Raw genomic sequence first — 24,823 nt, 5'->3', positions numbered from 1 at the left:
TCGTGTTCGCGTGCTCTCGTGTTTCTCGGCCGCGCTCGGCTGTTAATGAGCGTTAACCATTTCCTCCAGGTTAACGACCGCTAACGTCCCTGTCTAGAATTGCTTTCATGGCCACGAGAACCGACGCCCCCACCCGCCGTGAGCAGATCCTCAAGGAGGCCGCGCGGCTGTTCGCCGAGCGCGGGTTCCACGGCGTCGGGGTGGACGAGATAGGCGCCGCGGTCGGCATCAGCGGTCCGGGGCTGTACCGGCACTTCCCGGGCAAGGACGCGATGCTCGCCGAGCTGCTGGTCGGCATCAGCGGCCGGCTGCTGACCGGTGCGAAGCGGCGTCTCGGGGAGGCCGACGGCGTGCCCGCCGGGGAGGTCCTCGACTCGCTCATCGAGGGCCACATCGACTTCGCCCTCGACGACCGCTCCCTGATCACCCTGCACGACCGCGAGCTGGACCGCCTCCGTGACAGCGACCGCAAGCTGGTGCGCCAGCTCCAGCGGCAGTACGTCGAACTGTGGGTGGAGGTCGTCCGCGAGGTGTACCCGGCGCTGACCGAACCGACGGCCCGCTCGGCCGTGCACTCGGTCTTCGGCCTGCTGAACTCGACCCCGCACCTGGGCAGGCCGGGCGCCCTGCCGGGCCGCGTCGTCACGGCGGAGCTGCTGCACCGGATGGCCAGGGGGGCGTTCTCCGCCGCCGGGGCGTGACGAGCGTTACCCCGGTTTCACCCTGGACGGCTTCCTTACTCGCCGGTACGGTTGCCTGAGCAAGCGCTTAGGCATGGCGTAGTGCGCGTATTGCGCGATGCAGATACGTCCGATGCGGGTCAGTGGAGGTGGCGGAGAGTGCGCCGTACGGTGTTCAACGAGGATCACGAGGCGTTCCGGGAGACTCTCCGGGCCTTCATCGAGGCCGAGGTCGTCCCCGTCTACGACGAGTGGTTCGCCGCCGGCCAGGCGCCGCGCGACTTCTACTACAAGCTCGCCGAGCTGGGTGTCTTCGGCATCCGCGTCGACGAGGAGTACGGCGGCGCCGGCATCGACTCCTACAAGTTCGAGGCCGTCCTGTACGAGGAGACCGCCCGCGCGGGCGTGTCCTTCGGCGGCTCCGGTGTGCACGTGCTGCTCGGTCTGCCGTACATCAAGCTGCTCGCCGACGACGAGCAGAAGAAGCGCTTCCTGCCGAAGTTCGTCTCCGGCGAGGAGATGTGGGCGATCGCGATGACCGAGCCGGGCACCGGCTCCGACCTCGCGGGAATGAAGAGCACCGCCAAGCTCTCCGAGGACGGCACGCACTACATCCTCAACGGCTCCAAGACCTTCATCACCGGTGGCGTGCACGCCGACCGCATGATCGTCTGCGCCCGCACCGCCGCGCCCACCGCCGAGGACCGCCGCCACGGCATATCCCTCTTCGTCGTGGACACCAAGGCCGAGGGCTACTCCGTCGGCCGCAAGCTCGACAAGCTCGGCCTGAAGACCTCCGACACCGCCGAGCTGGCGTTCGTCGACGTCAAGGTGCCCGTCGAGGACCTCCTCGGCGAGGAGAACAAGGGCTTCTACTACCTCGGCCACAACCTCGCCTCCGAGCGCTGGGGCATCGCCTACGGCGCGTACGCGCAGGCCAGGGCCGCCGTCCGGTTCGCCAAGCAGTACGTCCAGGAGCGCGTCGTCTTCGGCAAGCCGGTCGCGCACTTCCAGAACACCAAGTTCGAGCTGGCCGCCTGCCAGGCCGAGGTGGACGCGGCCGAGGCCGTCGCCGACCGCGCCACGGAGGCCCTGGACGCGGGCGAGCTGACCCCCGCCGAGGCCGCCTCCGCGAAGCTGTTCTGCACCGAGGTCGCCCACCGCGTGATCGACCGCTGCCTCCAGCTGCACGGCGGCTACGGCTTCATGAACGAGTACCCGATCGCCCGCCTGTACGCGGACAACCGCGTCAACCGCATCTACGGCGGCACCAGCGAGATCATGAAGTCGATCATCGCGAAGGACATGGGCCTGTAAGGACATGGGTCTGTAGGCACACAGGTTTGTAGGCACACAGGACTGCAAGGACATGGGTCTGTAAGGTTCCGGCAACTGCTCGCCGGTAGAAATGAACGCCATGAGCCAGGCACTTCTCGATCTCCTCGATCTGCTCGACCTGGAACAGATCGAGGAGAACATCTTCCGCGGCCAGTCCCGCTCCGCCGTCGTCCCCCGCGTGTTCGGGGGCCAGGTGGCGGCGCAGGCGCTGGTCGCCGCCGGGCGTACGGTCCCCGCGGACCGGCACGCCCACTCCCTGCACGCGTACTTCCTGCGCGCCGGCGACCCGGGCGCGCCCATCGTCTACAACGTCGAGCGGATCCGCGACGGCCGCTCCTTCACCACCCGCCGCGTGGTCGCCGTCCAGCACGGCCGGCCGATCTTCGCGCTGTCGGCGTCCTTCCAGACGTACGAGGACGGACTCGACCACCAGACCCCCATGCCGCCGGCGCCGGACCCGGAGACCGTCCCGACCGGCCAGGAACGCCTGCGCGGCTACGACCACCTCGACCCGGGCATCGTCGAGCGGTTCATCGAGGCCCGCGAGGCGATCGACCTCCGGTACGTCGACGAGCCGCCGTACGGGAAGTTCGGCGAGCCGCGCGAACCGCGCAGCCAGGTCTGGTTCCGCACCAACGGCAAACTCGACGACGACCCGCTGCTGCACGTCGTCCTCGCCACCTACGTCTCCGACATGACGCTCCTCGACTCGGTCCTCCTCGCGCACGGCCGCGGCGGCTGGGCGGTCGGCGACGTCGTCGGAGCGTCCCTGGACCACGCGATGTGGTTCCACCGCCCGTTCCGCGCCGACGAGTGGCTCCTCTACGACCAGGAGTCGCCGTCCGCGCACGGCGGCCGGGGACTCGGCCAGGCCCGCATCTACACCCAGGACGGCCGGCTCGCGGTGTCGGTGATCCAGGAGGGCGTGGTCCGCGTCCCCCGTTGAGGCGTCCCCCGCCGAGGCGTCCCCCGTTGAGGCGTCCCCCCGCCGAGCCCTGTTCTAGAGCCCCGCCGCCGCCAGCAGGTACGCGATCATCGGGTCGTAGTGGCGCGGGCTGACGACGTGGTCGTCGAGCGGGACCGCCACCTGGACGGTGCCCTCGGCCTCGGCGAGGAACAGCGCCGGGTCGTTGCAGTCGGCGTACCCGACGGAGTCGACGCCGTGCTGCCCCGCGTAACCCGCCCAGCCGTGGTCGGCGACGACCAGGTCGGGCAGCGGGCGGCCCGCGCGCTCCAGCGCGGTGAGGATCGCCTTCATCGGCTCGCCCGAGTGCGTGTGCCACAGGGTCGCGCCGTGTTCGAGGACGGCGACGTCCGCGACCTGCCAGACGTACCCCTCGTCCGTCTGGAGCCCCTCCGGGATGACGACGATCTCGCAGCCGGCCGTGCGCAGGGCGGCGGCCGTGGCGCGGTGCACGTCGAGCAGGCCGCCCGGGTGGCCGGTGGCGCACAGGACCCGCTGCCGCCCCTCGGCGGCCTTGCGCAGCCGCGCCGCCAGCCGGTCCAGGCCGTCGACCGTCAGCTCGGGGTCGATGGTGTCCTGGCCGTAGCGGTGCTCGGGATCGTCGTTCACGCCGACCCGCTCCGCCATCACCGCGAGCACGTCCTGCTCGTCGCTCCAGCGGTCGCCGAGTTCCAGGCCGAGCCAGAAGTTGCGGACGCCGTTCGCGAGTTGGCGGTAGTGGGAGAGGTTGTTCTCGCGAGGAGTGGCGACGTCCCCGGCGATACGGGTTCTGACGAGGTGGTCGACTAGTTCGGCGCGGCTGGGCGTCCCGGGTATCGGCATGGTCCCATTGTGAGGCAGCGGACAGCGGTCGTCTTCGCTGTTCCGGACGCTGCGACACGCGTCACTCGGCCTTCGCCCAGCCCTGCTTCAGGGCGAACCACAACTCCATCCGTACGTCCGGATCGTCCAGGTCCGTCCCCAGCAGGGCCGTGCGACGGGCGATCCGCTGCCGCACGCGCTTCGCAGTCGCTGTCCGGCCGCCTATGGTCGGTGCTCGTCATGCGCGATACGTGGCAAGTGATCGTGCTCGTCGTGCGGCGTCGGGAGGGGCCTCCCTCGCGCACGCGGCCAGCGTAAGAAAGAAGGCATGTGACCATGAGCGGCAACGAGACGCCCCGCGGCCCCGTCGACTCCTCCCGCATCCCGCGGTACGCCGGACCCGCCACCTTCGCCCGGCTGCCCCGGCTCGACGAGGTCGGCCGCGCGGACGTCGCCGTGGTGGGCGTGCCGTTCGACTCGGGCGTCTCGTACCGGCCGGGCGCCCGCTTCGGCGGCAACGCGATCCGCGAGGCGTCCCGGCTGCTGCGCCCGTACAACCCGGCGCAGGACGCCTCCCCGTTCGCCCTCGCGCAGGTCGCGGACGCCGGTGACATCGCGGCGAACCCGTTCAACATCAACGAGGCCGTCGACACCATCGAGGCGGCGGCGGACGAACTGCTCGGCACGGGGGCGAGGCTCATGACCCTGGGCGGCGACCACACCATCGCGCTGCCGCTGCTGCGCTCGGTGGCGAAGCGGCACGGCCCGGTCGCCCTGCTGCACTTCGACGCGCATCTCGACACCTGGGACACGTACTTCGGCGCGGAGTACACGCACGGGACGCCGTTCCGGCGGGCGGTGGAGGAGGGCGTCCTCGACACGTCGGCGCTGTCGCACGTCGGCATCCGCGGCCCGCTGTACGGCAAGCAGGACCTCACGGACGACGAGAAGATGGGCTTCGGCATCGTCACGTCGTCGGACGTCTACCGGCGCGGCGCCGACGAGGTCGCCGACCAGTTGCGTCAGCGCATCGGCGACCGCCCCCTCTACATCTCCATCGACATCGACTGCCTCGACCCGGCGCACGCGCCCGGCACGGGGACGCCGGAGGCGGGCGGCATGACGTCGCGGGAGCTGCTCGAGATCCTGCGCGGCCTGGCCGGCTGCAACCTGGTCTCGGCGGACGTCGTCGAGGTGGCCCCCGCGTACGATCACGCGGAGATCACGTCGGTGGCCGCGTCCCACACGGCGTACGAACTGACCACGATCATGTCCCGCCAGATCGCGGCGGCGCGTAAGGAGAACGAGGGCAAGTGACCCACGACCACGACCTGGTGCTGCGCCCGACGGAGGCGCAGACCGAGGCCGCGCTGAACCCTCCCGCCGGCCGCAACGGCGGAGACCTGGTCGTGGAGACGCTGTCCGGGCTCGGCGCGACGACCGTCTTCGGGCTGCCCGGCCAGCACGCGCTGGGCCTGTTCGACGCCCTGCGCCGCTCGTCGCTGCGCTACATCGGCCTGCGGGTGGAGAACAACGCGGGCTTCGCGGCGGACGCGTACGGCAGGATCACGGGCGAGGCGGCGCCGCTGCTGCTGTCGACGGGTCCGGGCGCGCTGACGTCGCTGGCGGCGCTCCAGGAGGCGGCGGCCGGTTCGGCCCCCGTGCTGGCGATCAGCAGCCAGATCCCGACGCCGGGTCTGGGCGGCGGCCGGCACGGCTACCTGCACGAACTCCCCGACCAGTCGGCCTCGTTCCGGGGCGTGGTGAAGTCGGTCCACCTGGTCCGCACCCAGTCGCAGATCCCGTCGGCGATCGCGGAGGCCTGGAAGTCGGCGCTGACGGCTCCGCACGGGCCGGTGTGGGTGGAGATCCCGCAGGACGTACTGCTCGCCGAGACGTCGATCCCGGTGGTTACGGGCGGCGACGCCTTCCCGGAGGAACTCCCCCCGCGCCCCGAACTGACGGCGCTGGCAGCCCACTTGCTGTCCACGGCCGACCGTCCGGCGATCATCGCGGGCGGCGGAGTGGTGCGGTCGGACGCGTCGGGCAAGCTGCGGCAGTTGGCGGAGCGACTCCAGGCCCCGGTGGTGACGACCTTCGGCGGCAAGGGAGCGTTCCCCTGGAACCACCCCCTCTCCCTCCAGTCCTGGCTGGAGGACCGCCACACGACGGACTTCCTGGAGGACGCGGACGTCCTGCTGGTGGTGGGCTCGGGCCTGGGCGAACTCTCGTCCAACTACCACACGTTCAAGCCGCGGGGCCGGGTCATCCAGATCGAGGCGGACCTCGGCAAACTGGAGTCGAACCACCCGGGGTTGGGCATCCACGCGGACGCGAGGCTCGCGTTGCAGGCGCTGTTGGAGACGGTGGAGGAACGGGAGGAGCGGGGGGAACGGGAGGAGCGGGAGGAGCGGGGGGCGCGGGCGGGTGAGACGGCGAGGGACCGCGTGCGGACGCTCCTCGCGAAGGTCGCCGACCGCATCGCGTCCCAGGAACTGACCCTGGAACAGGGCCTGTTGAAGTCGATCCGCAGCGCCCTCCCCGCCGACTCCCCGTCCTTCTGGGACATGACGATCCTGTCCTACTGGGCCTGGTCGGCCTTCGACCCCGAGGCCCCCAACACCATGCACTCCGCCCAGGGCGCCGGCGGCCTCGGCTACGCCTTCCCGGCGGCCCTGGGCGCGGCGGCGGCCGACCCGACCCGCCCGGCCCTGGCGGTCTCGGGCGACGGCGGCGCCCTCTACTCGATCGCCGAACTGGCGACAGCGAAGCAGTACGCCCTCCCCGTCACCTGGCTGATCATCGACGACGGCGGCTACGGCATCCTCCGCGAATACATGACGGACACCTTCGGCGAGCCCACGGCAACGGACCTGACCCGCCCGGACTACGTGGCCCTGGCGGAGTCGTTCGGGGTACCGGCGGTGCTGACGTCCCCGGAAACCCTGGAAACGGACCTGACGAAGGCACTGTCCGAGCCCGGCCCGTCGGTGCTCGTGCTCCCGGCGCTACTACGGATGTTCGCGCCTACACACCTGGGCTGACCGCGACTTCACGACTTCGGGGTTTCCGACGCCGAAGGGTTCGCCGCCATGGGGGTCGTCGAGACGCTGGTGCATCTGTACGACGTCGCCGAGGGGCTCGGGGTCGGGTGGGCGCCGGATGCCGGGTTGTGCGACCGGGTGCTGGTGCGGCTGTTTCCCGACGCCCCTACCGGCACCGACCGGTGGCCCACTCTGCTCTGGGCCACCGGTCGAGGGGAGATTCCGGGTCACGCGCGCCTCACGCGGTGGCGGTGGTACGGCGCTCCCCGGGGCGAGCGGTGAAACGGGGCTTCGACGGTCAGCGGTGGTGCGTGCGAGCGTCCGAGGGCGGGGGGTGTGGCGCGCGAACTGTGACACTCCGGGTCGAAAGTGTCACAGTTTCACGGGGAAGCCCCCGGGTCCCCGTCGTGCGTCGAAGGGCCGCACCGTTCGACTTCGATGACCCGTGAAGCGGCTCAGCAGGCTCCGGGGCCCACCCCGTCGATCCTGCCGCCGAAGTCGCCCTGGTAGCGCGAGCGGTAGTCGCCGTTGAAGACGTCCCGCTTCTCGACCGGGCCCCAGTTGATGAAGCAGGCGCGGGTGCTGGCGACGAAGGAGCCGACATGGTCGTGGAGGTAGGGCGGCATGTCGCGGTAGCCGCTGCGGGCGGTCCACTCCCAGGTGCTGCCGCCGAAGCCCTCGCCGCTGTAGAAGCAGATCGAGCCGTCGGGACAGGAAGGCGCCGCAGCCGCCGTGGCTTCCTGGGCCGGCAGGGCGAGGGCGGTCAGGGCGAGGGCGGCGGCGAAGGACCAGGCGCGCAGGTTCATGAAGGTCTCCGGGGGAGGGGGAGCGGTGGGACAGGAATCGCCTCGGCTGCTGCCTTGGCGGACCCCATGCTTCCGGCCCGGCTCGCGACATGCCCGGGATGAAGATCCACATCACCGGTGTGAGGGAACTCGTCGTTCGATATGGAAAGTGGCTTGAATCGGTAAAGGAACCCCCATACGTTCTCCCTCGCCACTGAAGTACGGCATGGCCACATCAACTTCGGCAGCGTCGTCGACTTCGGTTACATCAGCTCCGGCCACATCAGCTTCGGCCGCATCGACTCTGGCCGCATCGACTCTGGCCGCATCAACTTCATATTCGTCATAGGGAGCTCTGGGGAGAGCTTCAGGGGGAGACAAGGGAATGACCAACCCTTGGTTCCGGCGGCTTCGTCGTACCCGGACGCTCGGTGTGCTGCTCGGCAGCGCCGTCGTCCTGGGCACGCTGCCCGCCGTCACCAGTGCGGCCGAGGCCGCCACCGAAACCACAACCGCAACCGCAACCGCAACCACAAGCGCCGCGACCACCGCCGAGGCGACCGCGTTCGCCGAGGCCGCCGCCACCGGCGAACCGGTGGAGATCGTGCCGCGCCGCACCGAGGACGAACTCGTCTTCGCCAATCCGGACGGCTCGCTCACCGGTGAGACCAGCGTGCAGCCCCAGCGGGTGCACCGGGCGGACGGCAGTTGGGCCGCCGCCGATCCGACGCTGGAGCGGCGGGCCGACGGGACCGTCGGGCCGAAGGCCGCCGTCGTCGACCTGGCCTTCGCGGCCGGCGGCTCGTCCGACCTCGTGACCCTCGGCGAGGACGGCAGGTCCTTCACCCTGCGCTGGCCCAGGCCGCTGCCCGAGCCCGTGCTGTCCGGCGACACCGCCGAGTACCGCGAGGTGCTGCCCGGTGTGGACCTGCTGGCCAGCGCCTCGGTCACCGGGTACGCGTACGTTCAACGCCATCGTCCACGCGTCCGTGTCATGGATCGGAAAATGAGAACCAGGGCGTGAACCGAACGCACAGGACCCTCCCGGGAGTTGCCGGGAGGGCCCTGTGCTGTGTCCTGCCGTGTTGCGTTGTGCCGTGTCCTACCAGATCGACTCGACCCACTCCGGGTGGTCGATGAACGGGTTGCGGTTGTGCTGGTAGGTGTCGTAGATGGCCTGGTTGCGCTTCTCCTCGAAGGCGCTCGGCGGGTCCTCGTCGTTCCACTGCTTCAGGACGGACAGCTTGCCGATGTACGGGTTGCTGCCGTTGTCGACCTTCTCGTTGGGCTCCAGGTCGGCGAAGCCGTCGCCGCCGTCGTAGCGGACCGCCATGTAGAGGATCATGCGGGCCACGTCGCCCTTGTCGGCGTCGCGCGGCTCGAAGGAGTCGGAGTCGGTGAGGCTGCCGCCGCCGCCCGAGACCGTGCTGCCGCCGTTGTCGAAGTCCTTGTTGCCGCGGATGCTGTTGACCTGGACGTCCGCGGGCCGCAGGTGGTGCAGGTCGGTGCCGGGACCGGTCACCTCGCCGAAGTCGCCGTGGGACTTGGCCCACACGTGCTCGCGGTTCCAGTCGCCGAGGTCGCCGCCGTTGAGGGACTTGCTGCGCGAGACGCCGCTGTACAGCAGGATCACGTTGCTGCTGTTGTTCGGGTCCTGGTCGGTGACCTTCAGCGCGTTCCAGACCGCGGAGTACGAGATCTTCGTGACGTTGGCGCTGATGATCGTATGCAGGGACGACTTCAGGCTCGTACCGGTCTTGCCGACCGCGTTCTTGTAGTACGTCGAGTCGTACGCCGTGGTGGTCGCGGCGGCGGGGGTCGCCGTGAGCGCGGGCGCGGTGAGGCCGACCAGGACGGTAGTGGTGGCAAGGGCCACCGACTTCCATCGGCGTATGCGTGTCGCCAGCATGTGGGGTCCGATCTACGCGGGTGGATTGGAGGCGGCAATCGGGAGAGTGGCATGCACATGCAGTCATGGCAATGAATCCGACGTGTCGTTCAGATGACGAGAACCGGCAAATTGCCCCTTGTCTACGCGAGTTGACGTGAGGAAACGGCCCCTGACAGGAGAGTCAGGGGCCGTTGGTGCTGTGCCGGTCGGGGTGAGGGTCAGCTCACGTCGGAGGGGTCCAGCCGATAGACGGTGGAGGTGTTGGAGGTGGTGCCGGAGGTGCCGGACTCGGCGCTCGACGACGTGCCGGACTCGGCGGACGTGCCGGTCTCGGAGCTCGACGACGTGCTCTTGCTGTACTCGCTCTCCTTCACCGCCGTCCCGTTCTCCTGCACCCAGGCGGTGAGCTCCTGGTTCAGGCTGCTGTTGCCGCCCATACCGCCACCGCCCATCCCGCCGCCGAGCTGGATGTAGTGCAACTCGCCCCTCTTCACCAGCTCCTTGAGCTTGGCGAGCGTCATCGCCTGGTCGGAGCCGGTGAAGCCCCACATGGAGATGACGGGCTTACCGGTGCTGAGGATCATCTGGCCCGCGCTCTGCGAATTCGACACCGCGATCAGCCACTTGGCGCCGTCCTGGTGCTTCTCCAGGTACGAGACGAGCTCGCTGTCGGCGCCGCCCATACCGCCTCCGCCACCACCGCCCGTACCGCCTCCGCCGCCACCGGGCCCACCGCTGGTCCCACGGTCACCCTGGGTGCCGCCGCCCGACAACTCCCCGTTCGTGCCACCCTGTTGGCCGCCCTGCGGGAGTTCCCCGGTGCCGCCGCCCGGTGTCATCTGGCCGTTGCCGTTGCCGCCGGGGAACTCCCCGCCCGCCTGGCCACCCTGCTGCGTGCCCCCCGACATCTGACCACCGGGACCACCGGGACCACCGTTACCGCCCCCGCCGCCACCGTTGCCGTTGCCGCCGAAGCCACCCCGGCCGCCGCCGCCGCCGGGGCCGCCCATGCCGCCCCCGGTGGAGGGACCCGCGGTCGGATTGGTGCCGCCCATCATGCCGCTGGAGGAACCGAAGGCGGGCGAGGCTGCGTACGCCGTCGGACCCGCGAGGGCCGCCACGACCGCCGCGGCGACGGACACCCCGAGCAGCCGCAGCCGGGTACCGGAACTCGCGGACCGCAGCACGAACAGCCCCACGACGGCCAGAACCATGACCACGCCGATCGCCGGCCACAACCAGGTGTTCCACCCGCCGGCCCGGCGCAGCAGCACGATCGCCCAGACGCCGGTGACGGCCAGCCCCGCCGGCAGCACCCACGACCACTTCGCGTCACCGCTCCTGAAGGCGCGCCACAGCAGCACGCCCCCGCCCCCGCACAGCGCCGCGATGCCCGGGGCGAGCGCGGTCGTGTAGTACGGGTGCATCGTGCCCTCGGCCATGGCGAACGTCAGGTAGTGCAGCACCAGCCAGCCGCCCCACAGCACCAGCGCGGCGCGCGTCACGTCGGTGCGCGGGGCGCGCCCGCACAGTACGAGCCCGGCGACGAGCGCGATGCCCGCGAAGGGGATCAGCCAGGAGATCTGGCCGCCGAGGATGTCGTTGAACATCCGCCCGATGCCCGCGGTCCCGGCGAAGGTGCCGCCCCCGCCGCCCCCGCCGCCTCCGCCGTTGCCCTCGCCGCCGAGGACCCGGCCCAGCCCGTTGTAGCCCATGATCAGGTCCCAGGCGCTGCCGTCGGTCGAACCGCCGATGTAGGGACGGTCGTCGGCGGGCACGAGCGACACCGCTGTCGCCCACCAGAAGCTGGCGACGGCCAGCGCCACCGCCGCGAGCGCGAGGTTGACGACCTTCTTCTTCCACCCCGGCTTCGACGCGTACACGTACACGGCGAAGACGGCCGGCAGGGCGATGTAGCCCTGGAGCATCTTGGTGTTGAAGGCGAGCCCGAAGCAGACGGCGGAGCCGATGAGCGGCAGCAGCCGGTCGTCCCGCGTGGCGCGCAGCGCGAGGGCCGCGCCCGCGACCATCAGCAGCACGAGGACGGTGTCCGGGTTGTTGTCGCGGTTGATGGCGACGGTGATCGGCGTCAGCGCGAGGACGAGCGCGGCGACGGCGGCCGCCACATGCCCGAAGACCCGCTTCACGGACGCGTGCAGGATCCAGATCGTGCCCAGTGCCGCCGCGATCTCCGGCGCCATCATCTGCCAGGTGCCGAACCCGAAGATCCGGCAGGACAGACCCATGATCATGAGCGCGAACGGCGGCTTGTCGACGGTGATGAAGTTCCCGGCGTCGAGCGAGCCGAAGAACCACGCCTCCCAGCTCTGCGTACCGCTGTAGACGGCGGCGCTGTAGAAGCTGTTGAGGCTGTTCGACGACAGGTTCCAGCCGTAGAGCACGGCCGCCAGGGCGAGGATCGCGAGCAGCGCGGGCAACGACCAGCGCGGCGCCTTGTCCGCCGGCGGCGCCTCACCGGTCGCCGTCGGCGGCGCCCAGTCCGCAGACACGGGGGACGCGGGGGACGCGGGGGGCGCGGTCGGGTTGGGGAGTGGATCGGTGGCAGAGGTCACCACTGCACGATGCGTACGGCCGATGAGCGAGGGCTGTGCTCCACCTGGGGGCGACCTGTGGGTGGGTGAGAGACGGGTAAGGAAGTGAGCGCAAGGGGCGGCGGATTGCCTCGCCGTGGTGCGCCGGATGGAACGTGAGTACAACTATCGGTCGTATGTGTGAGTCAACTGGGCATGACTCACCCGACCGTAAGACGTAGGAGAGGACTGGTCGCCACCGCGTTCGGCGCCGGCTTCCTCATAACCGGTGTGGCCGTCGCCACACCCGCCGCGGCCGCCGCCACGCCCACCGTCAGTTGTACGTCGTCCAAGGCGGCCCTCGCGGCCAAGCTGAAGAAGGACATCACCGCCGCGCTCGTGGGACGCACGGGCACGGTCGGCGTCGGGCTGTACGACCGCACCACCAACACCACCTGCACCCTGCGCGCCACCACCGCCTACGACTCGGCCAGCGTCGTCAAGGTCACCGTCCTGTCCGCGCTGCTGTGGGACGCGCAGAAGACCGGCCGGGCGCTGACCAGCCGGGAGAAGTCCCTCGCCACGGCCATGATCACCAAGTCGGACAACGCCGCCACCTCCACCCTGTGGACGCAGCTCGGTCCGACGAAGATCAAGAACTTCCTGACGGCCGCCAAGATGACCCTGACCAAGCCGGGCGCCAACGGCTACTGGGGCCTGACCCAGATCACCGTCACCGACGAGCAGAAACTGCTGAACCTGCTCACGGCCAAGAACACCGTCCTCACCGACGCCTCGCGCGCCTACGTCAACCAGTTGATGGGCCAGGTCGTCTCCGCCCAGCGCTGGGGCACGCCGTACGGCGTGCCCGCCGGTGTCACCTGGCATGTCAAGAACGGCTGGCTGTCGCGGGCCACGCTCGGCTGGCGGGTGCACAGCGTCGGCACCTTCAAGGGCGGCGGCCACGACTACACCATGACGGTCCTCACCCACGGCAACAGCACGATGAACTACGGCATCGCGACCATCCAGGGCGTCGCCAAGGTCATCCACAAGGATCTCGCGGCCTCCTAGCCGTGTTCGTGGCCGGGCCGCGATCTTTAACCGGCAGTCCTACCGGCCGTCACCACCGCGTCCTACGGTGACGTCCATGCGTCTGCGAACCGTACTCGCCGCCCTCGTCGCCGGCCTGGCGGCGGCCACCGCCGTCACCGCCGCCGGGCCCGTCGCCAGTGCCGACTCGGGTGCTGGCAACGCCTGTTCACCCTCCGTCGCCATCGACCGCTTCTCCGACGCCCTCGACAGGACGACCTACGACGGCACCTTCGTCGGAAACCTCTCCGCGCTCGCCGTGGACGTCCCCCACGCTCGGCTTCGCTCGAGCGGGGGGACCCCCATCGGCTCCCTCGCGGCCCTCTCCGACCGCTCCTCCCTCTTCGACCTGGACGCCAAGACGCTCCAGCCGAAGGGCGTCGTCCCGCTCGCCGACGAGAACGGCGCCGCCCTCGACTCCGAGGGCCTGGTCGTGGACCGTGACGGCACCCGGCTGATCACCTCGGAGACCGAGCCGTCGATCCGCCGCTACAGCCGCACCGGCAAGATCCTCGACCGGCTTCCGGTTCCGTCCTCGCTGCTCGTCGCCCCCGCCGGGCGCGCCACGTCCAACCAGACCTTCGAGGGCCTGACCCTCCTGCCCGGCGGGCGCACCCTCCTCGCGTCGATGGAGTACGCGATCTCCGGAGACAGCACGAACATGGTTCGCTTCCAGACCTGGAACCGGGCCGGGACCAAGGGCGGGCACTTCGCGCTGGGCGCCCAGTACGCCTACCGCACCGACGCCGGGCTCGGCGTCCCCGAGGTCCAGGCCACCCCCGACGGCCGCCTCCTCGTCCTCGAGCGCGGCTTCACCCCGGGCGTCGGCAACACGGTCCGCCTCTATCTGGCCGACCCGCGCCACGCGACGAACACGAGCGGTGTCGACAGCCTCACGGGCCAGGGCGACGTCCGCCTGATCAAGAAGACCCTGCTGACGGACGTGGCGACGTGCCCGTCACTGGGAGCGACCGCCGAGCAGCCCCAGCCGAACCCCCTCCTCGACAACATCGAGGGCATGGTGATCACCGGCCAGGCCAAGGGCCGCCTCAAGGTCCTCCTGGTCAGCGACGACAACCAGAACGCCGCACAGGTCACCCGTCTCTATTTTCTGCGGGTGAGGGTCGCGGGCTAGGGGCGCGGGGCTGTATCGATCTGCGGCTCCACCGCTTGGGCGCGACCAGCCCCCACGGCGCAGCACCCGAAAGACGGCCGAACCTGCGGAGCGAATTGTCGCGGCGGGATGAAATCCGCCCCGTTCCGCGTTGGTGCCTTCCGGAAGATCAGGCCGAACATCAGGCCTGAAGGTCTGGTCTGAAGGAAGGCACCGGGTGGCAGCGCAGCAGGGGGAGACACCGCGAGGCTGGGCACACCGCCTGGCGGGCTACGCATGGCGCCACCCGACGGACGTCGTCCTCGCGCTCGGCTCCTCGCTCGCCGGCATGGCCGTCATGGCACTGGTCCCGCTGGTCACCAAGGTGATCATCGACGACGTCATCGGCGGCCACACCCGTGCCATGGCGCCCTGGGCGGGAGCCCTCCTCGCCGCCGCGCTCGTCGTGTACGCCCTCACCTACGTCCGCCGCTACTACGGCGGCCGGCTCGCCCTCGACGTCCAGCACGACCTGCGGACCGAGATGTTCGAGACGATCACCCGGCTCGACGGCCGCCGCCAGGACGAGCTGTCCACCGGGCAGGTCATCGGCCGCGCCACCAGCGACCTCCAGCTCATCCAGGGCCTGCTGTTCATGCTCCCGATGACGATCGGGAACCTGCTCCTCTTCCTGATCTCCCTGGTGATCATGGCGTGGCTGTCGCTCCCGCTCACCCTGGTCGCCCTCGCCGTGGCGCCCGCCCTCGCGTACATCGCCAAGCGCAGCCGTACGAAGCTGCACCCGGCCACCTGGTACGCGCAGGCGCAGGCGGCGGCGGTCGCGGGCGTGGTCGACGGCGCCGTCAGCGGCGTACGCGTGGTGAAGGGCTTCGGGCAGGAGGACCAGGAGACGGGCAAGCTGCGCGAGGTCGGCCGCCGGCTCTTCGCGGGCCGGCTGCGCACGATCCGGCTGAACTCTGCGTACACCCCCGCCCTGCAGGCCGTCCCCGCGCTCGGCCAGGTCGCCATGCTGGCGGTCGGCGGCTGGCTGGCCGTGCGCGGGCACATCACCCTCGGCACGTTCGTCGCGTTCTCCACCTATCTCGCCCAGCTCGTCGGCCCGGTCCGGATGCTCGCGATGGTCCTCACGGTCGGCCAGCAGGCCCGCGCCGGCACCGAACGCGTCCTGGAGCTGATCGACACCGAGCCGTCGATGACGGACGGCGCCAAGGAGCTCCCCGCCGACGCCCCGGCGACGGTCGAGTTCGACGACGTCTCCTTCGGCTACGACCCCGAGCGCCCCGTCCTCGACGGCCTCAGCCTGGAGATCCGCGCCGGCGAGACCCTGGCCGTCGTCGGTTCCTCCGGCTCGGGCAAGTCGACGGTCTCCCTCCTCGTGCCCCGCTTCTACGACGTCACCCGGGGCGCCGTCCTCATCGGCGGCCACGACGTCCGCGAGCTCACCTCCGACTCGCTGCGCGCCGCGATCGGCCTGGTCCCCGAGGACTCCTTCCTCTTCTCCGACACGGTCCGCGACAACATCGCGTACGGGCGTCCCGACGCGACCCGGGAGCAGATCGAGGAGGCCGCCCGCGTCGCCCAGGCCGACGGGTTCATCGCCGAGCTGCCCGAGGGCTACGACACGAAGGTCGGCGAACACGGCCTCACCCTCTCCGGCGGCCAGCGCCAGCGCGTCGCGCTCGCCCGCGCGATCCTCACCGACCCCCGCCTGCTGGTCCTCGACGACGCCACCTCCGCCGTGGACGCGGCCGTCGAGCACGAGATCCACGAGGCGCTGGGGCAGGTCATGGAGGGCCGTACGACCCTCCTCATCGCCCACCGCCGCTCCACCCTGGGCCTCGCCGACCGCATAGCCGTCCTCGACGCCGGACGCCTCGCCGACCTCGGCACCCACGAGGAGCTCCAGAAACGCTCCCCGCTCTACCGCCGCCTGCTCACCGACCCGGACGAGCTCGGCGGCGTCTCGCCCGGCCACGCCCGGCCGCTCGCAGCGGGCGAGGACACCACCGTCCGCGACGAACTGGACGCCGAGTTCGACGCCGAGCGCGGGGTGACGCCCCGGCTGTGGACCGGCGACCGTGAGCCGAAGGACACCGCGCTCTCCGAGATGCCGGCCACCCCCGAACTCCTCGCCCAGATCGAGGAGTTGCCCCCGGCCGCCGACACACCGGACGTCGACGAGGGGCGGGCGGTGCAGCCGGAGGAGTCCTACGGCCTGCGCAGGCTGCTGCGCGGCTTCGGCGCCCCGCTCCTCGTCAGCCTCGGCCTGGTCGCCGTCGACGCCGGGATGAGCCTGCTGCTGCCGGTGATGATCCGGCACGGCATCGACCAGGGCGTGAGCCGGATGGCGCTGGGCGCCGTCTGGGCCGCCTCGCTGCTCGGCCTGCTCGCCGTGCTGGTGCAGTGGGTCGCGCAGACCGGCGAGATCCGCAAGACCGGCCGCACCGGCGAACGCGTCCTCTACACCCTCCGCCTGAAGATCTTCGCCCAGCTCCAGCGGCTCGGACTCGACTACTACGAACGGGAGTTGACCGGCCGGATCATGACCCGGATGACGACCGACGTCGACGCCCTGTCCACGTTCCTGCAGACCGGGCTGGTCACCGCCTTCGTCTCGGTCGTCACGTTCTTCGGCATCCTGGTCGCCCTGCTGGTGATCGACGTACAGCTCGCGCTCGTCGTCTTCGCGACGCTCCCGCCCCTGATCATCGCCACCTACTTCTTCCGCAGGGCGAGTGTGAAGGCGTACGAACTCGCCCGCGAGCGCGTGTCGTCGGTCAACGCCGACCTCCAGGAGTCGGTGTCCGGGCTCAGGATCGTGCAGGCCTTCCGGCGCGAGCGGGACGGCCGGGCGCGGTTCGCGGAGGCCAGCGACAGCTACCGCGTGGCCCGCGTCCGGGGCCAGTGGCTGATCTCGGTCTACTTCCCCTTCGTGCAGTTCCTGTCGTCGATCGCGGCGGCAGCGGTACTGGTCGCGGGCGCGGGCCGGGTCGACGCGGCGACGCTGACGACCGGCGCCCTGGTCGCGTATCTCCTCTACATCGACCTGTTCTTCGCCCCCGTCCAGCAGCTCTCCCAGGTCTTCGACGGCTACCAGCAGGCGACCGTGTCCCTGGGCCGCATCCAGGAGTTGCTCCAGGAGCCGACGTCCACGCGGTCCGCCGACGAGCCGCTCGAAGTGCTCTCGCTGCGCGGCGAAATCGCCTTCGAGGACGTGCACTTCACGTACGGGGCGGAGGAAGAGGCCCTGACCGGGATCGAGTTGAGCATCCCGGCCGGCCAGACGGTCGCGTTCGTCGGCGAGACCGGCGCCGGCAAGTCGACCCTCGTCAAGCTGGTGGCCCGCTTCTACGACCCGACCGGCGGCCGGGTGACGGTCGACGGCACGGACCTCCGCTCCCTGGACCTCACCTCGTACCGCCACCGTCTCGGAGTCGTCCCGCAGGAGGCGTACCTCTTCCCCGGCACCGTCCGCGACGCCATCGCCTACGGCCGGCCCGACGCCACCGACGCCGAGGTCGAGGCGGCGGCGCGGTCGGTCGGCGCGCACGACATGATCGCCACCCTCGACGGCGGCTACCTCCACGAGGTGTCCGAGCGAGGCCGCAACCTCTCCGCAGGCCAGCGCCAACTGATCGCACTGGCCCGCGCCGAACTCGTCGACCCGGACGTCCTGCTCCTCGACGAGGCGACGGCCGCCCTCGACCTGGCCACGGAAGCCCAGGTCAACCAGGCCACGGACCGCCTCGCGGGCCGCCGCACCACCCTGGTGGTGGCCCACCGCCTGACCACCGCGGCCCGCGCGGACCGTGTCGTGCTGATGGACCACGGCCGGGTCGTGGAGGACGGCACGCACACGGAACTCCTCGCCCTCGACGGGCGCTACGCCCGCCTGTGGCGGACCTTCGTCGGCGCGGACGAGCCCGAGGAGTCGGTGAGCGCGTCCCGGTGACGGTCGCGCAACCATCCGACACACGCCGTGCGTCCGTACACCAGTACGGCAATCGCGTACGGCGAAGGCGGGAGGGGACGGGGACCGTGGGCACAGGGGGGACTTGGGGGCCTGGAAACCGAGGGCGCAGAGGGAGAAGCGGGAGTACGGGGAGTGGTGGGGGCGCGGGGAGTGTGGGGAGTACGGCGGGGCGGCGGCTGGTGGGGGGACTGGTTCTGCTGACCGTGGCCGCGCTGCTCGCCGTCGTGGCGCCGGGCAGCGCCCAGGCCGCGTCCGCCTCCGCCGCCTCTTCCGCCACCTCCTGTACAGGGCGGAAGGTGCGCACCCTGTCCTTCTCCACCGGTTCCGTACTGGTGTACAGGGACGGCGGCCTGGTCTGCGCCTACACCGTCCAGAAGAAGCCCGGCACCAAGCGGCTGATCTCGGTGAGCGTGCAGGCGCGCGGCCATGTCGCCGTACCGAAGTCGAGGCGGCACACCCGCAGTTCACCGGTGGTGCGGGTCTACGCGGGACACCGGAGCGTGTGGGTGAGGGGCTCGGTGGGCGGCGGCTCGTACAGCTCGGGCTGGATCGTGTGCTGAACCCGGTGTAGGGGTAACCCTCGGCAACCCCCTCTGGTGCGACGGGCGTTGCCCCGGATAGCTTCCGGTGTGCACATCTGTCTCACAGGGAAGGGTGCACGCGCATGCGCAAAGCGCTCAGATGGCTGCTGGCGCTCACCGTGCTCATAGGCACGCTGAGCACGGCCGGAGCGGCGACCGCCTCCCCCACGCTCGACTTCGCTCGCGCGGGGGGACCCCCATCGCCGGAGCCGACGGACATCAAGGACCGGCTGCTCTCCGTCCCGGGCATGAGCCTGGTCCAGGAGAAGCCGTATCCCGGCTACCGCTACTTCGTCCTCAACTACACGCAGCCGGTCGACCACCGGCACCCGTCCAAGGGCACCTTCCAGCAGCGCATCACCGTGCTGCACAAGGACGTCAGCCGCCCCACAGTCTTCTACACCGGCGGCTACAACGTCTCCACCACCCCCAGCCGCCGCGAGCCGACCCAGATCGTCGACGGCAACCAGGTCTCCATGGAGTACCGCTTCTTCAACCCCTCCCGCCCCGACCCGGCCGACTGGTCCAAGCTGGACATCTGGCAGGCGGCGAGCGACCAGCACCGCATCTTCAAGGCGCTGAAGAAGATCTACGCCAAGAACTGGATCTCCACCGGCGGCTCCAAGGGCGGCATGACGGCGACGTACTACGAGCGCTTCTACCCGCGTGACATGGACGGCGTGGTGGCCTACGTCGCCCCCAACGACGTCGTCAACGACGAGGACTCCGCCTACGACCGCTTCTTCGCCCGCGTCGGCACCAAGGAGTGCCGCGACCGGCTGAACGCCGTGCAGCGCGAGGCGCTGGTGCGCCGGGAGCCGCTGGAGAAGAAGTACGAGGCGTACGCGGCGGAGAACGGCTACACGTTCACCACCATCGGCAGCCTCGACCGCGCCTACGAGGCCGTGGTGCTGGACTACGTCTGGGGCTTCTGGCAGTACAGCCTGCTGTCGGACTGCGCCACGATCCCCGCGAACGCGGCGACCGCCACGGACGACGAGATCTTCGACTCGATCGACACGATCTCCGGGTTCTCCGCCTACGCCGACCAGGGCCTGGAGACGTACACCCCGTACTACTACCAGGCCGGCACCCAACTGGGCGCCCCCACCATCCACTTCCCGAACATCGAGAAGCGGTACATCCGCTACGGCTACCAGCCGCCGCGCAACTTCGTCCCCCGCGACATCCGGATGAAGTTCCAGCCGGGCGCGATGCGGGACGTCGACACGTGGGTCAAGCACAACGCCCGCCACATGCTCTTCGTCTACGGCCAGAACGACCCGTGGGGCGCGGAGCCGTTCCGGCTCGGCAAGGGCGCGAAGGACTCGTACGTCTTCACGGCCCCCGGCCTGAACCACGGCGCGAACGTCGCCGGCCTCGTCGCGGACCAGAAGTCGCTGGCCACGGCCCGGATCCTGGACTGGGCGGGCGTCGCCGCCACCGCCGTCTCCCAGGCCAGGCCGCTGGCGAAGTTCGACGCGAAGCTGGACGTGCGGGACGTGGAGCGGGAGCCCGCGCTGCGTCCGTGACGTGACTCAGACCGGCCGCGCGCAGCCCACCGGGTGGGTGTCGCCGCCGAGTTGGACGTAGAGGGCCGTTGACGCCGGGCATCGCGCGGACGTCCACGGCCTTCGTCACCTTGTACTTCGGTTTCCTGGTCCCCGACCCGTCGCACGCCGTCTCACGGACCTGACCCCTGCCCGCGCCGCCGTGGTGCGGGGCGCGCGCCCGACGGTCGGCGTAGGCCGAGTACGTCCTCTGGTGCGCACGTACGTTCTCTAGTACGTCAGGCCGTGTCCCGTCGGGTACAGCACCCGCGTCGGATCGTCCGCCCGCTGCACGGGCACCGGTAGCTTTCCGCGCGGTGCGACCGTCCCTGCGATCACCCGGGCGGCGGCGCGCAGTTCGACGTCGGTCCAGGAGTAGGTGGCCAAGCAGGCCTGCACCGAAGGCAGTTGGGCCACGTCGTACGGGTTGCGGATCGCCATCGCGACCACCGGCCGCCCGGTCGCGGCCAGTTGCCTCACCAACTGCTCCACGAGCGTCCGCTGCGCACCGTCCGCCGTGACGTTGTACGTGGCGACCACCACGGCGTCCGCCGCGCCCGCCGCCGTCAGCGCCCGCGTGATCGCCTCGGGCGACGGGTCCGTGCCCGTGGACAGGGCGGTCGCCCCGAAGCCCAGGGCGGTGAGGGCGGCGGCGAGGACACCGGTGGGCGGGCCGGTGGTGCCGGTGGGCGAGGCCGGGTCGGCGCCGACGACCAGCAGACGGGGGTGGGTGCGGGGGGAGAGGGGCAGCACCGGGCCCTCGTTGACCAGCAGGGTCGTCGTCCGCTCGGCGATCTCGTCGGCCGCCGCGAGATGCGCCCGCGCGCCGACCGTCCGCCCGACGTCGGCCAGGCTGACGTACGGCTCGTCGAACAGTCCCAGCCGTGCCTTCAGCCGCAGGATCCGCAGGACCGACTCGTCGAGCCGCCGCTCGGTGAGCTCCCCGTCCCGGACGGCCTTCAGCACGGCGTTGAACGCCACGTCCAGCTTGGGCGGGTTGAGGAGCTGGTCGACGCCGGCCTTCAGCGCGAGGACGGGCACCCGGTCGTCGCCGTACTTGGTGCGCACGCCCGCCATGTCGAGGGCGTCGGTGACCACGACCCCGTCGTAGCCGAGCCTCTCGCGCAGGATGCCGGTGACGATGGGACGGGAGAGGGTGGCGGGGTCGCCGATGGGGGTCCCCCCGCTCGAGCGAAGCCGAGAGTGGGGGACGTCGAGGGCGGGGACCAGGATGTGCGCGGTCATCAGGGAGTCGACGCCGGCCGCGATCGCCGCCCGGAAGGGCACCGCGTCCAGCGCCTCCCACACCTCACGGGTGTGGGTGATGACGGGGAAGCCGGTGTGGCTGTCGACGGCCGTGTCGCCGTGCCCGGGGAAGTGCTTGGCCGTCGCCGCCACCCCCGCCGCCCGGAAGCCCTCGACCTCCGCCGCGACCAGACCGGCCACCGCGTCCGGGTCGGCGCCGAAGGAGCGCACGCCGATGACCGGGTTGGCCGGGTCGACGTTGACGTCGGCGACGGGGGAGTAGTCCTGCCGGATGCCCATCGCCCGCAGCTCGCGCCCGGCGAGCCGCCCGAGGGTGCGGGCGTCGGCGCGGGAGCCGCCGGCGCCGATCGCCATCGCGCCCGGGAAGAGGGTGGCGGGCCGGCCCACCCGGCAGACGGCGCCGTGTTCCTGGTCGGTGGAGATCAGCACCGGCAGCCCGCGCGGCTGCTGGAGGGAGGCCCGCTGGATGCCGTTGGAGAGGTCCGCGATCTGCGCCGGGGCGCGGGTGTTGCGCGCCCAGGTGAAGTAGACGATCCCGCCGAGCCGGTAGCGGGCGAGCAGCTCGGCGGCCGTGCGCACGCCGAGTTCGGCGAGGTTGGCGTCGACGTCGGCCTGGTCGGGCGCGGTCGCCGAGTGGCCGTAGACCCGCGAGACGAAGACCTGTCCGACCTTCTCCTCCAGGGTCATCCGGGAGAGCGTGCGGGAGATCATCCGGGAGGTCGTCCGGGAGAGGGGAGCGCTCGGGTCGCGGTCGTGCGCGGGGGGCGCGGCGCCGACGGTGAGGGCGGCGGTGACGCCTGCGGTGGCGGCGAGGACGGTGCGTCTGGAGGGCATGGGCGCGCTCCTTCCGGAGGGGGGTCCGGTGGGGAGAGGTGGGGGTCCGGGGCGCACGCTACCCGCGCGGGCGCCGCCATCGGCGCATTGGAGGGGGCGCGCCGATGACGGCTCGGTTGCCGGCGGTGCGGCGGAGAGGGTGGGTCAGCGATCGCAGCCAGCAGCGAGGGCCGACACCGCACCGAGGAGGTGACTCGTCCGACAGCCTGCGAGTTGGACGAGCGGGCCGTCGGCAGGGTTCCCGCCCGCGCCCGGATTTCCGGAAGTCGGGACAGGTGTGACGGGAGGGGCTCCTGAGCCGGCCATTCCCGGAATTCAGCGGCGGCCTTCCTTCCTTCCTTCGCTCCCTCCCCCCTCGCTTCCTTCCTTCCAGGGCCTCAGTGGGCCGACGCCTGCGGCCACTGCTCGCGCAGCACGCGCACCGTCTCCGCGATCGCCGGCCGCCGTGCCGCGCCCGTGCGCCACAGCGCGTACAGGCGTCGTACGGGCATCGGGTCGAGCGGCACCTCCACCACCCCGGCCGGCAGCGGGCCGCGCCCGAGCCGGGGGATGAGGGCGACGCCGAGGCCGGCGGCGACCAGGGCGACGAGGGTCGGGTTCTCGTCGGCGGTGTGGACGAGGTCCGGCTCGTGCCCGGCCGCGCGCAGCGTGCGCAGCAGCCAGTCGTGGCAGACCCGGCCCGGCGGCTGGCAGATCCACCGCTCGCCGCCCAGCTCCTCCCGCCGTACGGTCGTCCGCCCCACGAAGGCGTGGCCCGCGGGGACCAGCAGGTCGCACAGGTCGTCCCCGATCACCGCCTGCTCCACGCCGGCCGGGGCGGGCAGCGGCGCGATGTCCCAGTCGTGCGCGACGGCGAGGTCCACGGCGCCCTTCGCGACCAGGTCCACCGACAGATGCGGGTCGACCTCGGTGAGCCGGGCGTCCAGGGCGGGGTGCCGACGGGCCAGGTCGGCCAGGACCGAGGGCAGCAGCCCGCGCGCCGCCGAGGCGAACGCGGCGATGGCCAGCCGCCCGGCCGGCACCCCGCGCCGCTCCTCCAGCTCGGTCTCGGCGCGCTCGACGATCGCCAGCAACTCCTTTGCCGTGGCGGCGAGTTGGAGTGCCTCGTCGGTGAGCCGGATACCGCGCCCCTCGCGCTCCAGCAGGACCGTCCGGGTCTCCCGTTCCAGCTTGGCGATCTGCTGGGAGACCGCCGACGAGGTGTAGCCGAGGGCGACGGCCGCGGCGCCGACGGTGCCGTGGACGGAGACGGCGTGCAGGGCGCGCAGGCGCTGGAGATCGAGCACCGTGAATCCAATCGGTAGCGTTGCTTCATCCAACCATGCAGCAATCAGCGCTGGTGCTACCTGGTCCGCTGCGGTGATCCTCACCGTATGCGCCCCTCTCAACTCGCCCCCTCTCACCTCGCCCCCTCTCACCTCGTTCTCGCCGTCCTCGTCGCCGCCGTCTGGGGCGTGAACTTCACCGTCGTCGAGATCGGCCTCGGCCACTTCCCGCCGCTGCTCTTCTCCGCCCTGCGCTTCCTGGTGGCGGCGCTGCCCGCGGTGTTCTTCGTCGGCCGCCCGAAGGTGGCCTGGAAGTGGATCGTGGCGGTGGGGCTGGTGCTGGGGATGGCCAAGTTCGGGCTGCTGTTCACCGGGATGGCCTCGGGGATGCCGGCCGGACTGTCGTCGCTGGTGTTGCAGATACAGTCGGTGTTCACGGCGGCCATCGCCTTCGTCGCGCTCGGCGAACGCCCCACCCGCGTCCGCCTGTTGGGCATGGGCGTCGCCCTCGCCGGCATCGGCGTCGCGGCCGTCGACGAGGGCGCCTCAGGCCCGCTCGGCGCGTTCGCGCTCGTCATCGCGGCGGCGGTGTGCTGGGGCGCGTCGAACGTCCTCACCCGCAAGGCGTCCCCGCCGGACGCGCTGAACTTCATGGTCTGGGTCAGCACGGTCCCGGTGCTGCCGCTGCTCGCCCTGTCCCTGCTGACGGAGGGCCCGGCGAGGGACCTGGCCGCCCTGCGCGCCCTGGACTGGCAGGGCGCGGGCACGGTCGTCTACGTCGCCTGGGTCACCACCGTCTTCGGCTTCGGCGCCTGGGGCTGGCTGCTGCACCGCCACCCGGCGTCCACGGTGGCGCCCTTCTCCCTCCTGGTCCCCGTCTTCGGCATGACGTCGGCCGCCGTGTTCCTCGACGAGTCGGTGAGCGGCCTGCGCTGGTGCGCGGCGGCACTGCTGGTGGGCGGCGTGGCACTGACGTCCCTGGCGCCGACGAGGAGGACGGTTCCACCGACGGGTTCGCCGACGGTTCCGCCCTCCGTTCCCCCGGTTGCCCCGCCGCGGGTTCCCCCGGTTGTTCATACGAATGACGCCGCCCCTGCCGAACTCTGATCTGGGA

General features: G+C 71.2%; 18 protein-coding genes and 2 pseudogenes. 13 read left to right on the top strand and 7 right to left on the bottom strand.

The annotated features are described in order from the left end of the window. Window positions 1-107 precede the first annotated feature (107 nt). From OG352_RS15870 to tesB, 3 genes are all read left to right on the top strand, one after another. Window positions 108-701: an SACE_7040 family transcriptional regulator gene (locus tag OG352_RS15870; RefSeq protein ID WP_329217643.1), complete on the top strand. Its 594-nt coding sequence runs from the start codon at window positions 108-110 to the stop codon at window positions 699-701. Between the two features lie 138 nt (window positions 702-839). Then, window positions 840-1,997: an acyl-CoA dehydrogenase family protein gene (locus OG352_RS15865; RefSeq protein WP_329217641.1), complete on the top strand. Its 1,158-nt coding sequence runs from the start codon at window positions 840-842 to the stop codon at window positions 1,995-1,997. A 100-nt stretch (window positions 1,998-2,097) separates the two neighbouring features. Continuing rightward, the gene (gene tesB, locus OG352_RS15860; RefSeq protein WP_329217640.1) at window positions 2,098-2,964 is read left to right on the top strand and encodes an acyl-CoA thioesterase II; all 867 of its coding nucleotides are present in this window, start codon (window positions 2,098-2,100) and stop codon (window positions 2,962-2,964) included. Between the two features lie 54 nt (window positions 2,965-3,018). Here tesB and OG352_RS15855 read toward each other — a convergent pair whose 3' ends face one another. Further along, window positions 3,019-3,804 carry a phosphatase gene (locus OG352_RS15855; protein WP_329217638.1) on the bottom strand — a complete coding sequence of 262 codons (786 nt, stop codon included), beginning with the start codon at window positions 3,802-3,804 and terminating at the stop codon, window positions 3,019-3,021. 61 nt (window positions 3,805-3,865) lie between these two features. Then, a pseudogene (locus tag OG352_RS15850) lies at window positions 3,866-4,000 on the bottom strand (helix-turn-helix domain-containing protein); the annotation flags it as partial. A gap of 119 nt (window positions 4,001-4,119) precedes the next feature. On the opposite strand from OG352_RS15850, the gene speB reads away from it, so the two are divergent. From speB to OG352_RS15835, 3 genes and pseudogenes are all read left to right on the top strand, one after another. Further along, the gene (gene speB / locus OG352_RS15845) at window positions 4,120-5,100 is read left to right on the top strand and encodes an agmatinase (RefSeq protein ID WP_329217637.1); all 981 of its coding nucleotides are present in this window, start codon (window positions 4,120-4,122) and stop codon (window positions 5,098-5,100) included. Then, entirely contained in the window at window positions 5,097-6,827 is a 1,731-nt protein-coding gene (locus OG352_RS15840) for a thiamine pyrophosphate-binding protein (RefSeq protein ID WP_329217636.1), read from the top strand. Before speB ends, OG352_RS15840 begins: the two co-directional genes overlap by 4 nt. A 9-nt stretch (window positions 6,828-6,836) precedes the next feature. Continuing rightward, window positions 6,837-7,109, top strand: a pseudogene (locus OG352_RS15835) (hypothetical protein); the annotation flags it as partial. A 173-nt stretch (window positions 7,110-7,282) separates the two neighbouring features. Here OG352_RS15835 and OG352_RS15830 read toward each other — a convergent pair. Continuing rightward, window positions 7,283-7,633, bottom strand: coding sequence for a peptidase inhibitor family I36 protein (locus OG352_RS15830; protein WP_329217634.1), 351 nt, complete (start codon window positions 7,631-7,633; stop codon window positions 7,283-7,285). A 364-nt stretch (window positions 7,634-7,997) separates the two neighbouring features. Here OG352_RS15830 and OG352_RS15825 point away from each other — a divergent pair, with 364 nt between their 5' ends. After that, window positions 7,998-8,636, top strand: a complete 639-nt coding sequence (locus OG352_RS15825) for a hypothetical protein (RefSeq protein ID WP_329217632.1) — start codon at window positions 7,998-8,000, stop codon at window positions 8,634-8,636. Window positions 8,637-8,714: 78 nt separating this feature from the next. Here the strand turns inward: OG352_RS15825 and OG352_RS15820 are convergent, their stop codons facing one another. Together OG352_RS15820 and OG352_RS15815 are read right to left on the bottom strand one after the other, a co-directional pair. Next, the gene (locus tag OG352_RS15820) at window positions 8,715-9,521 is read right to left on the bottom strand and encodes an endonuclease I family protein (protein WP_329217631.1); all 807 of its coding nucleotides are present in this window, start codon (window positions 9,519-9,521) and stop codon (window positions 8,715-8,717) included. Window positions 9,522-9,721: 200 nt separating this feature from the next. After that, on the bottom strand, window positions 9,722-12,076 hold the full coding sequence (locus tag OG352_RS15815) for a glycosyltransferase family 39 protein (RefSeq protein ID WP_329217630.1): 2,355 nt from the start codon (window positions 12,074-12,076) through the stop codon (window positions 9,722-9,724). 174 nt (window positions 12,077-12,250) lie between these two features. Here OG352_RS15815 and OG352_RS15810 point away from each other — a divergent pair, with 174 nt between their 5' ends. From OG352_RS15810 to OG352_RS15790, 5 genes are all read left to right on the top strand, one after another. Further along, on the top strand, window positions 12,251-13,108 hold the full coding sequence (locus OG352_RS15810) for a serine hydrolase (RefSeq protein WP_329217629.1): 858 nt from the start codon (window positions 12,251-12,253) through the stop codon (window positions 13,106-13,108). A gap of 76 nt (window positions 13,109-13,184) precedes the next feature. Further along, entirely contained in the window at window positions 13,185-14,261 is a 1,077-nt protein-coding gene (locus OG352_RS15805) for an esterase-like activity of phytase family protein (RefSeq protein WP_329217627.1), read from the top strand. Window positions 14,262-14,457: 196 nt separating this feature from the next. Continuing rightward, window positions 14,458-18,192, top strand: a complete 3,735-nt coding sequence (locus OG352_RS15800) for an ABC transporter ATP-binding protein (RefSeq protein WP_329217626.1) — start codon at window positions 14,458-14,460, stop codon at window positions 18,190-18,192. A gap of 200 nt (window positions 18,193-18,392) precedes the next feature. Beyond that, on the top strand, window positions 18,393-18,773 hold the full coding sequence (locus OG352_RS15795; protein ID WP_443072281.1) for a hypothetical protein: 381 nt from the start codon (window positions 18,393-18,395) through the stop codon (window positions 18,771-18,773). A gap of 104 nt (window positions 18,774-18,877) precedes the next feature. Continuing rightward, complete coding sequence (locus OG352_RS15790) at window positions 18,878-20,326, top strand: S28 family serine protease (RefSeq protein WP_329217625.1); 1,449 nt, start codon at window positions 18,878-18,880, stop codon at window positions 20,324-20,326. Window positions 20,327-20,575: 249 nt separating this feature from the next. Here OG352_RS15790 and OG352_RS15785 read toward each other — a convergent pair whose 3' ends face one another. Next, window positions 20,576-22,444, bottom strand: a complete 1,869-nt coding sequence (locus OG352_RS15785) for a glycoside hydrolase family 3 protein (protein WP_329217624.1) — start codon at window positions 22,442-22,444, stop codon at window positions 20,576-20,578. Between the two features lie 377 nt (window positions 22,445-22,821). Then, complete coding sequence (locus OG352_RS15780; protein WP_329217622.1) at window positions 22,822-23,730, bottom strand: LysR family transcriptional regulator; 909 nt, start codon at window positions 23,728-23,730, stop codon at window positions 22,822-22,824. 87 nt (window positions 23,731-23,817) lie between these two features. Between OG352_RS15780 and OG352_RS15775 the strand changes: the two genes are divergently transcribed. Continuing rightward, the gene (locus tag OG352_RS15775; RefSeq protein WP_329217619.1) at window positions 23,818-24,816 is read left to right on the top strand and encodes an EamA family transporter; all 999 of its coding nucleotides are present in this window, start codon (window positions 23,818-23,820) and stop codon (window positions 24,814-24,816) included. The last annotated feature ends 7 nt before the right edge of the window (window positions 24,817-24,823 follow it).

The sequence above is a fragment of the Streptomyces sp. NBC_01485 genome (assembly GCF_036227125.1).
In the GTDB taxonomy this organism is placed as follows: Bacteria; Actinomycetota; Actinomycetes; order Streptomycetales; family Streptomycetaceae; genus Streptomyces.
Note: the sequence above shows the minus strand (reverse complement) of the source record. Positions and strands in the feature narration are given on the sequence as shown.

What these genes read in the sequence shown, in the direction of transcription:
- OG352_RS15870 (WP_329217643.1), top strand. Translation starts at nt 108, where the DNA reads ATGGCCACGAGAACCGACGCCCCCACCCGCCGTGAGCAGATCCTCAAG.
- tesB (WP_329217640.1), top strand. Translation starts at nt 2,098, where the DNA reads ATGAGCCAGGCACTTCTCGATCTCCTCGATCTGCTCGACCTGGAACAG.
- OG352_RS15855 (WP_329217638.1), bottom strand. Translation starts at nt 3,804, where the DNA reads ATGCCGATACCCGGGACGCCCAGCCGCGCCGAACTAGTCGACCACCTC.
- speB (WP_329217637.1), top strand. Translation starts at nt 4,120, where the DNA reads ATGAGCGGCAACGAGACGCCCCGCGGCCCCGTCGACTCCTCCCGCATC.
- OG352_RS15830 (WP_329217634.1), bottom strand. Translation starts at nt 7,633, where the DNA reads ATGAACCTGCGCGCCTGGTCCTTCGCCGCCGCCCTCGCCCTGACCGCC.
- OG352_RS15825 (WP_329217632.1), top strand. Translation starts at nt 7,998, where the DNA reads ATGACCAACCCTTGGTTCCGGCGGCTTCGTCGTACCCGGACGCTCGGT.
- OG352_RS15820 (WP_329217631.1), bottom strand. Translation starts at nt 9,521, where the DNA reads ATGCTGGCGACACGCATACGCCGATGGAAGTCGGTGGCCCTTGCCACC.
- OG352_RS15810 (WP_329217629.1), top strand. Translation starts at nt 12,251, where the DNA reads ATGACTCACCCGACCGTAAGACGTAGGAGAGGACTGGTCGCCACCGCG.
- OG352_RS15805 (WP_329217627.1), top strand. Translation starts at nt 13,185, where the DNA reads ATGCGTCTGCGAACCGTACTCGCCGCCCTCGTCGCCGGCCTGGCGGCG.
- OG352_RS15790 (WP_329217625.1), top strand. Translation starts at nt 18,878, where the DNA reads ATGCGCAAAGCGCTCAGATGGCTGCTGGCGCTCACCGTGCTCATAGGC.
- OG352_RS15785 (WP_329217624.1), bottom strand. Translation starts at nt 22,444, where the DNA reads ATGCCCTCCAGACGCACCGTCCTCGCCGCCACCGCAGGCGTCACCGCC.
- OG352_RS15775 (WP_329217619.1), top strand. Translation starts at nt 23,818, where the DNA reads ATGCGCCCCTCTCAACTCGCCCCCTCTCACCTCGCCCCCTCTCACCTC.